The organism is Parabacteroides faecis (genome assembly GCF_014647375.1).
Classification (GTDB): Bacteria; Bacteroidota; Bacteroidia; order Bacteroidales; family Tannerellaceae; genus Parabacteroides; species Parabacteroides faecis.
Map to the genome: position 1 here is coordinate 20,529 of NZ_BMPB01000023.1, position 12,599 is coordinate 33,127.

Here is a 12,599-nt window from a genome sequence, read left to right on the forward strand (position 1 = left end):
ATGAAACACTATACATATATATTATATAACAAAGCAGCAGCAGTAGCCTTCACGCTACTGCTCTTGCTGCTTTCCCCCTCCTGTAGCAAGGAAAGCGGTAGCGGCACCCCCGACCTCCCCGACGAACCGCAGCTTTGCACGGTGACGATTTCGCTGCAGGCACCTAATTCTCTGCGCCCGATAACAAGAGCTAGTGGAGAGGAGGTTTCGACAGATTGGGCTACCAAAGAAGAAGAATCTGCGTATGAAAGAAATATTTCGGACTGGATTGTGGTGGCTTATGACGAAAATGGTACTTATGCAGGGCATTTACTAGGTAATCTGTATAATAGTGATGACGAAGATTCCCAGACATCATTGGAAATGCAATTGCCGACGGGGAGATATAACTTTTATGCTTTTGCAAACTTAGGTAGTTTGGAGAGTGGGGATGGCATAAAAGATAATATTATAAATCCAGAAAAGGGAGAAGCATATATAAAAGATTTAACAGTCAATGTCGGTGATTTGTCTGCCAAGTTTAATACACCGACATCTGAAGCAAAACAACTTATCCCAATGAGTAGCTACGCTCAGGAGCAGGCTATTACCCAAGATTCCCAATTGGAGATTCCACTGATTCGTATGATTGGGAAAGTGAAGGTAACTATAAGTAATAGCTTGGATCAAGCTATAACGGTCAAAAATCTTACACTGGGAAAGTTTAGGCGTAATGGATTGATTAACTTTTTGCCTTGGGGTGAAAATAAGTATTTGGAGTTTAATGGAGTAAATTATCCTAATAAAAATCAAGGACCGCCTTTTGAATCGGATGATTATGCAGAAACATCATATTCTTATGTATTATTGGATGATCAGGGTGAGGAAATAGCGAAAGATGCTGAAACACAGTCCTACAGTTGTTATGTTGAAGAAACTCTGTTTACAAAACTTAATGAGACAAAAGGCTTGCTTCTGAATTTGGATATAGAGGGCCGGGAGACTATAGAAAGAGAAACTAATTTCGATTTTGTTCGTCGCAACGACTTGCTGGAAATTCCATTGATGGTAACAGAATTGGATGGAACGATAACCATCGGAGATATGCGCCTACCAATTGGCGTATTCCCGACAAAGTATGAATTTGGTGTGGGAAGCTCTATCCAGATTCTTACTCCTATCACTCACTATTTGCAGAGTGCGGGAGATTTGGTTATTAATTATGCATTGAGTGATCCTGTATCCGGAAAAGTGTGGAAGATTAAATATAAAGAAAATCCAGCTAATCCCGAAACAGAGAAATTTAGTAATTATATGTTGATACCAGCTCACTCCGGAAGTGGTAACCTGTTGCTTGATAGAGAAACGAACACAGAGTTAACGCAAAGTAAAACAATATATACATTCGATAACCCTGCTGTGTCTGAAGCAGGTTCTGCTGCAGATAAATCAAAGTCAGGTTCCTTTACAATCCGTACGCAAGAACTGGCAAAAACGGCAAGTGCAACTATCAAACTGACATTGATTGTAGAATATGGGAAAAATGAAAATGAAAGTTTTACAAAAGAAGGAGAAATCGAAATCCCCTACACAATAAACATAACAAACGCTCCGGAATCAACAACCGATGAAGGAGGAGAAACAACAACGAAAGGAGGTAAGGCATGATGAAAAGATATATAAATAAGTTGGGTAAGATATTACTTGCATCTACTTTATTAATAGGTGGAAGTGGAGGTTTGGTTTATGGACAAGATACTGTGGAAGACGACCATGAGAGTACTACTATAAGCTTTACTAATACAGGTGATAGAATAAAGCCTACAGAAGAAGTCATTTATGCTTTACCTAATGTCCCTAAAAACATCTATTTCCAGTATGCTTATACGAGAGATAATATAGATGGGTTTATTTCGTGGAGGAATTTGAGTAACACCCAAAATCCCAAAGCAAATTTGACAAGACCTCAGGGCTATAGACCTAATTATAGAGTAGGAGGGGCTTGGGAATGGTCGGATGATGAACCCAAAAATTTCTGGTCTGATGGCAATTACAGATTAGTTGAATACCAAAATGCTTTTGCGTGGTTTAGAAATAGCGATGATAGTAATACATCTTATTGCTATACCGTAACAAAGAGTAGCAGAGATAATGTAATTGGAGATATTACCCATAAGCGTGATAATTTGAATAATTCTTATTCTACACTTGCCAGTACTTGTTATATCACATATCAAAATAATACCATAAATGGTAATGAAATAATAGAATGTTCGGCAAGCTCTGTCCTGCCGACCTCATGGACTGTAGATAGGAGCAGACAATCCCCAGAGTTAACAGTAATACGTCGCTACCAAATAAAAAATGGGGCAGAAAGAGGTGATAAATTGAAGAATAACAGAGAGGTGATGGGGACTAGCAAATGGCTTATCAATGTAGATGCAACCTTGCCGGAAGCTTATCGTAACAATCCAGGTACATATTTCATTGAGACTCCAGTTATTCATACACCTATGACACGTGGTACGAGTTACCGTCTTGCTGAGAGGCTGACAAACTATTATGTACCGTCAGGCGGTAACTATGCAGAAGCGGGACAAGTACGTTGGAGAGCGTATGACGAGAATGGTTATCCGTCACAGGGGAATATTGAATTTTATGGGGAGAACAAGAAAACGGCTTCATATACAATACAAGAACAAAAAACAGACTTGAATTTGGCGGCAAACGAAAATCGATCTGTGGCAAGTATTTTGAATTTCTATTTTAATTACAATGAAGAGAATTCATCAAGTCAACAAAAATTTTATCTGACTGCCGAAGTGGCGGCAGAGGGTGGAGATACTTGGTATCCAGTTTCTCTCATTACAGTTTATTTGGAACCTCATTCTGATCCGATGACACAAGAGGAACTATGTGATATAAACAATGAAGATGATCCTCTGTATCAGCGAAGATTTTCTTATATAAATAAGCATTATACTTTATTGGCTAGTGAAACATTTGATGGAGAGCAGGGGGAGAAAAAAGAAATAGAGACTAATCTTAGTTCTAATAATAACTATCGCTCTACCCCTTTTACAAACAGCGAATCTTTTTATGCATATACTTATCCTTCAGAGAATAGAGATGAAGGTCGAAAATCGGCAGGTCGAGGAGAATATGGATTGTATAGAACTTTGAATTATGAGGGTGTATCTCAAACTAACTATACAGATTATTTTAAGAGTGTATATAATCATGAAGTGATAGACCGCAATAAAGAACTTGCTGATAGTAGATTCGAAGAAGAGAGACCTGAAGATTATGAAGATGGATTTGGTTATTTCTTATATGTAGATGCTGCGGATGAAGCAGGTGTTATAACCAAGTTGAAATTTAATGAGGATTTGTGTCCTAACACTCGTTTGTTGGTTACAGCATGGGTTTGTAATTTGGGTGGTACTTATGGTTTAAGTGCAGATGTGGGACTGACTTTTAAAGGAGTAAAAGATAGTGGCGAAGAAGAAATTCTGAATAAGTTTTATACAGGAGCTGTTAAGAATGTACCGGAAACTAACGATCCGCAGAGACAAACAGTAAAATGGCAACAAATCTATTTTTATTTCAACTATTCAGCAACGGAAGATACTTATGAATCGTATGTGTTGGAGTTAGCTAATAACTGTCGCCACTCCGGTGGTGCTGACTACGCGATTGATGATATTCGAATTTATCGCTCATTGCCAGATATACGTGTAGAGCGCATCAACGATTGTGATGCCACAACGCTGGAAGTAACAACTGACGTATTGACCCTATTCGCTAATATGAATTGGGATCAAGATCAGCCGGTACTAGAGAGCCAACAGAGAGAAAATGAAATATTGGGCGATTATACTACTCGAAAGTATCGGTATGGCTTGATGGGGTTGAAAGAAGGAGGAGTCATAAATGGTGAAGATGATGTGTATTCCGGAAACTTCTATTTTGCTTTTTTGGACAACTTCGATCCAGAAACGCAAAATCGTGATTATGATTGGGTTGCCATAAACAAAGATGCCCTAGGAAATGTGCCGGAAGCAGTACATGCCGCCCGTGTTTCATTGACAACTAAACTTGAGTTAATGCCGAGAAGTGCCGAAAGAGCTTTAATTGCTGAAAGGTATATGAATATTCAGGCAATGATAGACTATAATTCTGATTATCAACACGTAAAGGAGAGTTATGACCAATTTACAAATAAAGAGAATCCCGATGCTGAATTTGATGTCTCCTTGGGAAATGGAAGCTCTTTCAAGATGACTGTTACTGAAGCTATGCAGTTCTTGAATCTGTCAGATGATGGTTCGTCGCAAGAACTCTTGGATCTCACAGCTTTGGTTGATAACACCTCGTCTTCTCCAAATGTAGGTAGTTGGGATGATAACAAGTTAGCCAAATATACTCAAAATGTTATAGAGCTATACCACCGTTTGCATATCCCTCGCATTCGCTATCCTTGGCTTAGTTCAGATGGGAGTACGCTTCATATCAGTACGATAGATGTTGATAATACAGATTTGAAATGCTTTGAATACGATTCAAATGGGACGACTGTTAAACATGATGGTAAATACCATGTTATGATCTTTACGGCAGAAGAAGTAGCAGGAGTAAATACGACAGAAGTAAGCCCTGTAGGTAAATGTAAGTTGGTTTCTCCATTCCAGGTGCAAGGTGTTGTACAAATCAATATCATCACAGGAACTCAGCATGAGGCAGCCTTATGCGTCGGCAATCAGAGACAGCTATCTGCTTACTTATTACAATGGGAAGAAGGTAGTGAGGAACCCACAAAATTGGAGGTAGAAGATGGCTATATTTTTGACTGGTATCTAGGTCCTATGGAAGGGGAAGGAGAGGATGGAATACCTAGCTATTCCTCACTGGAGATTAAAGGGGCAGATGATAAATCTTTAACTTTAAAAGAAGCCCTATCTGAATATCGAAACGCTGTTAATAATCCCAAAGGCGTTATATCAGTTGATGCTTTGGAAGAATGGTCCTCTTCGGTTGGTAACATAAAGGAGGTTCTAATCGACTTGATTCAGCGTGGACTTTTGCAAACAGGAAAATTTGCAAATGAAACTTTCACAATGATTGTAAGGAGTGATGAAATTGTAGCAATGCCTTATGTCTCTAATCCGGCAGATCAGAATATACACTATTGTACAGAAGAATCTCCTGTGGACTTCGGAGAAGTAGGAGATCACTCACCACTACTATATCCAGGATTTAACAATACAGGAGATGATACAGATTTGGCAAGTGGTATAGCTTATTTGCGTTTGGGGCTGCTCCATCTTGAAAGTGGAAAATCATTAACAGTCCCTGTTCGTAGTAATGTAGAAATGGCAGATGATGCTACTTCTTTAAGAGAAGGTAGTAATACAAATATTACTTGGACAAATGTGAATACAGGAAATGTTACAACTGTAGGAACAATCACTGCATTAAATGTTACTGAAGCTGGTGGAACTATAACTTTCCAATGGAATAATTTTGCGAAAGAAAACTTCAAAGAGGGTATAGAATATCATTTGAATATTCCATTTGTACAATATGATGGTAGTAATATTCTTAGTAATGAATGCGACGGGCTCGCAACCTTGGCAATCAAAATCGTCCCCGAATACCTAACCTGGTCTGGCGATGCCAACGGCCTCTGGTACAACGATAACAACTGGGAGCAGTCAACGAAAGGAGAGTTGTATAAGGATGGTGATGCAGGAACATCAACAGATGATGCTAATGGAACAGATGATATCAAAAACGCCTTCTCCCCATTATACTTTACGAAGGTAACAGTTAATCCGGAGAAGATTGTTGATGGTAAAGCAAGTGTTTTGCCATTACGAGAAGAGAAAACAACTTTTGTTACTGGAACAGGCAAGCATACATTGAACTTTGGAGCAGATGGTATGAATTTGGATGCAGCTACTGATGCAACTTCTAAATCCGGTGTCACCCCCAATATCCAATACGACATGGCAGTGGATGGCGAAATTACAGATGGTACAGATAAATCTGACAAATGGTCTATCGTCCCTTACTACGGCAACAAAGTTGACCAAATCTACTTCAAACCCGGTGCTCAATTACAACGTCAGCAAGAATTGAAATACAACACCGCTCGCGTAGAATTTGAGATGGATAAGGATGCCAAGTATTGGCTGGCTTCTCCGCTTAAGGATGTATATGCCGGTGATATGTATGCTCCGAAAGGAACAGGTAGGCAGACAACGTATGCGTTTGATCCGATTTCTTATTCAAAGAATGCACCAAATTCCGAAAATGATCGTCAAAATCCATCTTTCTATCAGAAAGCTTGGGATAAAGGGGTGAATATTTACACAAATGCAGATGGAGACCTAAGTACACTTTACAGCGTTGTCAAATCCAACTGGAGTGTTGAATACAATGATGTAAATGTACCTTATGCTTTGGGTAAAGGTTTCTATGCAAGTGTAGAAGACTTTACGAATGATGAAAATAAGGCTTTGGTTCGTTTGCCGAAAGAAGATGTTAGCTATACGTATGAAGAGTTGAAGACAAAAGCAGCTACTTCTTTATCAAAAACAAATGGTGGTAAATTAGCAGACGGAGCCGAAATCACTGTCACATTATCTAGTGATGATAATGCCAGTGATGCCGATGGCGATGGTAAACATTTCTTGTTAGGTAATCCATATATGTATCCGTTAAGTCTTGAAAGTTTCTTTGCGGAAAATACAATGTTGGCAAATAAAGTTTGGACATTAAATGGAGGAACAGCTATAGTTGGAACTCCAGATTTAGTTAATGGTTGGAATACAGGCGAAAGTTTGACTGAAATTCCCCCAATGCAAGCTTTCTTTGTGGAGTTGAAGGATGGTCTGACCGTAGAAACAACAACACAGACAGTCACATTCTCTACAAGTATGATGAAGTCTGATGACGAAACATCCCGCGCCACCCTCCGTTCCTCCATCACCGCCTCCCACCCGGTTCTCCGTCTGACGGCTGAGAAGGGAGAGAAGCGAAGCATCGCTTTCCTGACGCAACGCGATGACGCTAGTAACGCTTACGAAAGTGATAAGGATGCCATCACATTGCTCGATTCGGAACTAACGGAGATACCACAGATCTACACCATTGCCGGTGACCGGGCTGCCGGAGTCAACGCCGTGAAGACTATCAATAATATTCCGCTAGGTGTCTACACCGCCTCCGACAAGGACGAAGTGGCGCTGACTATCGAAGGCATCAGCAACCTGCCTGCCGCACTTTATCTCTACGACGCAAAGACCAAAGAGAATAAGGTATTGACCGGTGACAGCTATACGTTGAACCTGACCGGCGCGACACACGGACGCTACTTCTTGCGTTCGGGCGATATGCCGACCGGCAATGAAGCCATCGAAGGCAATAATATCTCGATCTATTCCGTAGTAAGAGGCGAAGTAATTGTCAGTGCAACGGAGCCGTTGAAGCAGATTCAGGTAGTCGCACCTTCCGGCCAGGTGGTACGTTCGTTCTTCCCCAGACAGGCAGTTCATTCTTTCAACTTGCCTCAAGGCATTTACATTATTCGTGCCGAAAGCCAGACGGCTATAAAAACAGTGAAATTACAGGTACGTTAAACGCATTCCTACATTTTACATAAATAAAGTTGTTTACCGGCAGGATTGAATCAGTCCTGCCGGTATTTTTTCCGTACCTGTCAGCTGTCAGCCGGGGCAGGCAAGGGAATTCATCCTTGCCGGTAAAACATACAATACAATGTACGAAGAATTAAAAGCCCTTTTCGGCAAAGAGACCCCATCGGTGAGAAAGTTTCAAAAAATCCTGAACGAGTTACCCCCTGTCCGGCGTTTGCATTATCTCCAGTTAGCTTATAAGGCAGCCTTTTGTGAATGGGACGTAATGGATGTGCGCTACCGTTTGTTTCTGACCCACCTGTTTACCCGTGACTGGCAGCGTACTCTAAACTTCCTGCTGGAAAGTACTGTACTCGGCACGTTACAGTTCGACTTGCAGGAACCGGGGATTATTCAGCGTTTTATCGGGCAACTGGAAAATCCGGAGAACAGCCCGAATCCCTCTTTTCTTCATTTAGCCTTTTCTTTGTCGCTGGTTTTTCCTTATTCCTGGTCGGTCGGGTATCTGGGTGATAAGTTACGGACACAAATCCTTACTTCGGAGGATCTTCTCCGATTGAATGACAAGACGCTTTTAGGTAGTGATCCGGGAGATAAGTTTCATTGTGACTATAAAGAGGTAATGAAAAACAAAGGTAAGAAACCATGCTGATCTGTTCGCTGATTATCTCCTTTATTTTGTTTTTTAACTGTATCTTTACGATCAATTCATAGTAATATGAAACAACAATAGATGAAAACATAAAACTATAAATCAGGAGGACATAGATGAATAGTGATTATAAAGTAGGCGATTTAATTTATGATGCAAATATTTATGATGGCATGAATACCGACCTGACAGATTTGCAATTTTATAAACGGTGGCTGCCGAAAGGTAAGGAGACCCGAATACTCGAACTTTGTTGCGGCACAGGCAGGCTTACTGTTCCGATAGCAAAGGACGGGTATGATATTACCGGGGTTGATTATACTTCTTCAATGCTTGACCAGGCAAAGATTAAAGCATCCGAAGCAGGATTGGAAATTCCTTTTATTGAAGCTGATATCAGGACTTTGAATTTACAGGAAAAATACGACCTTATTTTTATTCCATTTAATTCAATCCATCATTTATATAAAAATGAAGATTTATTTAAGGCATTCAGTGTCGTTAAAAATCATCTCAAAGACGGAGGTTTATTTCTGTTGGATTGCTTTAATCCGAATATTCGATATATCGTAGAAGGTGAAAAAGAACCGATGGAAATTGCTGCATATACAACAGACGATGGAAGAGAAGTATTGATAAAGCAAACAATGCGATATGAAAATACGACTCAGATTAATCGAATCGAATGGCATTACTTTATTAATGGTAAGTTCAATTCGAATCAAAATCTGGATATGAGAATGTTTTTCCCGCAAGAATTGGATTCATATTTGGAATGGAACGGTTTTAATATTATTCACAAATACGGAGGATTTGACGGGGAAGCATTTAATGATGATTCGGAAAAACAGATATTCGTTTGCCGGTGTTAGTTCTGATACGAACGCTTTATTTACGTTATCTGCCGGCACTGGGGGCCAACCCGTAAGCCTCCTTATAAATCCTTGAAAAATGTGACAGGTTCTTGAAACCGACATTCATCATTGCCTCGCTGACTTTATAATGTTGCTTGGCGATCAACTCGTGGGCGGTTTCCAGCCGTCGCCTGATGATCCATTTCTGCGGAGTAAGTTCGCTTACCTTCCGGAAGTCATTCTTAAAGCCTGTCAGGCTTCGTCCGGTGTATGTCGCCAGTTCTTCCATAGACAGGTCGTACATATAGTTTTCCTCCATGAATCCCATTAAGTCTATTTTCCAGGGTTCGGTAAAATCGAATAAGGAGGCGTAAACATTGGCATTGGATTTCAGTACGACATATAACCCTTCTTTCAGTTTCATATCCAACCACTCCTTATCGGGTGTGTCGGATGAACTGAAATAAGGGAAGATGGACTCAAACAAACTTGTGACATCAGGGCGTGAAGGTATTTTCAGGATACTTGTCTTGCTCCGTCTGGCTGTTTCCGGAAATTTATCTTTACCCTGATGGCGGTAATATTCCAACAGGAATTTTCGGGGAAAATTCAGAAGGATGGATTGATAGACCTGTGTATTCTTATCACTGTATTTAGTCATTTTTATCCGATGCCCTTTGCGGATAAAGGCACATTCCCCGGCACTAACTATAATGGAATGGTTGTCTTCCCGGAAATCGACCTGACCGGAATAAACATAAAGCAGGCAATGCTCCGGTATGCCGAGATCGCATATCGTGTCCTCACTGACTTTCATATTAAGAAAGATGTTGGAGTAGTTGATGAAATGTCTGTCTTCCATATCTATTATTGTTTGAAGGCGAAAATACGATTTTATCCGCAAAAGGAGGAATTTGTACTAAGTTTTATTGGTAAAGCCTGGCAATATCTTCGTCTGTCCGGTTACCGTGGATTTCAATATTGGCGAGCTCCGTCTCGATCCGGTTAAACTCTCCGGGAGTTAGTTCGAGATCGGCTGCATGCAGGTTCTCTGCGATACGTTCCGGTTTACGTGAACCGGGGATCGGAACAAGGAATTTATATTTATACAGCATCCAGGCGAGAGATATCTGAGCCGGAGTTGCATTTTTCTCCTGGGCAAACAGATGAAGCAGATCGAGTAACGGTTGGTTGGCTACCATATTTTCTTTCTCGAAACGAGTAATTACCCGGCGCACATCATCACCTTTATATTCTTGTGCAGGAGTATATTTCCCACTCAGGAAACCACTGCCCAGCGGACTGAACGGAACAAAACCAATCCCTAACTCTCCACATGCAGGAATGACTTCTTTCTCGAATGTGCGTTCCATTATGGAATACTCGCTTTGCACGGCTGTCATGGGTGTGACGGCATGTGCCAGACGGATTTGTTCGGCAGTGGATTGCGATTGCCCCCAGCCCCGTATCTTTCCTTTCTTTATCAGTTCGCCCATACACCAGGCAATCGCTTCTACCGGGATCTGTTTGCTGACACGGTGCTGATAATAAAGGTCGACATAATCCGTTTTGAGGCGTTTCAGCGACGCATCCAGATGCGATTCCACGGCCTTCATCAATTGGGGCATCGTAGAAACTTCTTCATCCGGATATATTCTGAACTTCGTAGCCAGAATGATATTCTGCCGGATCGGAGCAATGCCTTCGCCCACCAGTTTCTCATTCTCTCCGGCACCATAGGCTTCTGCCGTATCAAAGAAATTACATCCCAATTCATAAGCATTTCTCATTAAAGCAATAGCCTCGTCTTTCTCCGGAGTTTCACCGTAACCATGACTTAATCCCATACATCCGTAACCTACAGCCGAAACTTCTAGTCCTGCTGCACCGATTTTTCTTTTCTTCATATTACTTCTTTGTTTATAGGTTTTATATCTGTTGGCAAAAGTAGGGGATAGGAATGATTCGGACTTTGCTGTGCGGACAAACTGTTTTTGCTGTGAGGGCTATTACACAAAAGAAGGGCAGAGGAAATATGATGTAATCATCGCTGATTCTTAAATAATTGTTAGCTTTGTAGACAGTTAGAGAGTAATATAGATTTATTCGATATCTGATAATAATTATAAACCTAATTAGTAGAACATTGTGAACAAACTATTTTGCCAGAGTTGTGGTATGCCACTTGAAAATGACAAGGTAATTGGAACAAACACGGATAACAGTAAAAATAACGACTATTGTATTTACTGCTATAAGGATGGAACTTTTACACAAGATGTGACTATGAATGAAATGATAGAGATCAGCTTACGACATATGAAAGAATTGTTTAAAGGCGACCCTGCTTTTGATGAAAAAGCTGCGCTCGATAACATGAACTCCTTTTTCCCACAATTAAAAAGATGGAGTAAATAATACGTATGTCACGGGAGAAAATCTTGATAAGAACTTCATGGGTAAGTACGATAGGCAACGCGATACTGTCTGTATCTAAAATTGTTGTCGGCTTGTTGGCGGGGAGTTTGGCTGTAATTGGGGATGGTATTGATTCGGCAACCGATGTGGTTATATCTGTTGTCATGATCTTTACGGCACGTTTGATGAACAAGCCACCTTCCAAGAAGTATGTGTTTGGTTATGAGAAAGCGGAGAGTATTGCCACTAAGGTGCTTTCGTTAGTGATCTTTTATGCAGGCGCACAGATGTTAGTGTCGTCGGTTGAAAGTATCTTTTCGAACGAGACGAAAGAGATTCCATCGGCTATTGCCATCTATGTTACGGTCTTTTCTATTATCGGTAAACTTTTGTTGTCTACTTACCAATATAAACAAGGAAAGAAAATAAACAGTTCCATGCTGATCGCGAATGCTGTCAATATGCGTAATGATGTGGTTATTTCATGTGGTGTCCTGTTTGGATTGATATTTACTTTTATATTTAAGTTGCCTATACTCGACTCAATCACGGGGTTGGTGATCAGCCTCTTTATCATCAAATCGTCTATCGGTATCTTTATGGATTCCAATGTTGAACTGATGGATGGGGTGAAAGATGTCAACGTATATAATAAGATATTTGAAGCTGTAGAGAAAGTTCCCGGTGCAGGTAATCCGCATCGTGTCCGGTCGAGAATGGTTGGTAATCTGTATCTGATCACGCTCGATATAGAAGTAGACCCGCAAATGACTTTGATGCGTGCCCATGAGATTGCCGATGAAGTAGAGAAGAGTATAGAAGACTCGATAGATAATATATATGATATTTTAGTCCATGTGGAGCCTGCCGGAAAATGCCAAACGGATGAGAAATTTGGTATCGATAGAGACATGGTGAAATAGAAAAAAATCGGTGTCGGTATAAGTCAAGAAAACTGTAATAATCAAAGCGGATAGCTAATATTTAGAGTCTCAGTCAGATACCAGCTGTTTTCTCGTTGATAATTATTAACAG

8 protein-coding genes are annotated in these 12,599 nt (G+C 40.6%); 6 read left to right on the plus strand and 2 right to left on the minus strand.

Annotation, left to right across the window (positions count from 1 at the left end):
* From IEY67_RS24715 to IEY67_RS24730, 4 genes are all read left to right on the plus strand, one after another.
* Positions 1-1,647, plus strand: coding sequence for a FimB/Mfa2 family fimbrial subunit (locus IEY67_RS24715; protein ID WP_183672517.1), 1,647 nt, complete (start codon positions 1-3; stop codon positions 1,645-1,647).
* Positions 1,644-7,622, plus strand: coding sequence for a T9SS type A sorting domain-containing protein (locus tag IEY67_RS24720; protein WP_183672518.1), 5,979 nt, complete (start codon positions 1,644-1,646; stop codon positions 7,620-7,622). Before IEY67_RS24715 ends, IEY67_RS24720 begins: the two co-directional genes overlap by 4 nt.
* Before the next feature lie 139 nt (positions 7,623-7,761).
* Positions 7,762-8,292 carry a hypothetical protein gene (locus tag IEY67_RS24725; protein ID WP_183672519.1) on the plus strand — a complete coding sequence of 177 codons (531 nt, stop codon included), beginning with the start codon at positions 7,762-7,764 and terminating at the stop codon, positions 8,290-8,292.
* A 116-nt stretch (positions 8,293-8,408) separates the two neighbouring features.
* Positions 8,409-9,164: a class I SAM-dependent methyltransferase gene (locus IEY67_RS24730; RefSeq protein WP_183672520.1), complete on the plus strand. Its 756-nt coding sequence runs from the start codon at positions 8,409-8,411 to the stop codon at positions 9,162-9,164.
* A 25-nt stretch (positions 9,165-9,189) separates the two neighbouring features.
* On the opposite strand, the gene IEY67_RS24735 is transcribed toward IEY67_RS24730, so the two are convergent.
* Together IEY67_RS24735 and IEY67_RS24740 are read right to left on the minus strand one after the other, a co-directional pair.
* Positions 9,190-10,008, minus strand: coding sequence for a helix-turn-helix domain-containing protein (locus IEY67_RS24735; RefSeq protein WP_122373346.1), 819 nt, complete (start codon positions 10,006-10,008; stop codon positions 9,190-9,192).
* Between the two features lie 64 nt (positions 10,009-10,072).
* Entirely contained in the window at positions 10,073-11,053 is a 981-nt protein-coding gene (locus IEY67_RS24740; protein ID WP_183672521.1) for an aldo/keto reductase, read from the minus strand.
* Between the two features lie 271 nt (positions 11,054-11,324).
* Between IEY67_RS24740 and IEY67_RS24745 the strand changes: the two genes are divergently transcribed.
* Together IEY67_RS24745 and IEY67_RS24750 are read left to right on the plus strand one after the other, a co-directional pair.
* The gene (locus IEY67_RS24745) at positions 11,325-11,564 is read left to right on the plus strand and encodes a zinc ribbon domain-containing protein (protein WP_221267848.1); all 240 of its coding nucleotides are present in this window, start codon (positions 11,325-11,327) and stop codon (positions 11,562-11,564) included.
* Between the two features lie 5 nt (positions 11,565-11,569).
* Complete coding sequence (locus IEY67_RS24750) at positions 11,570-12,487, plus strand: cation diffusion facilitator family transporter (RefSeq protein WP_183672522.1); 918 nt, start codon at positions 11,570-11,572, stop codon at positions 12,485-12,487.
* Positions 12,488-12,599 lie beyond the last annotated feature (112 nt).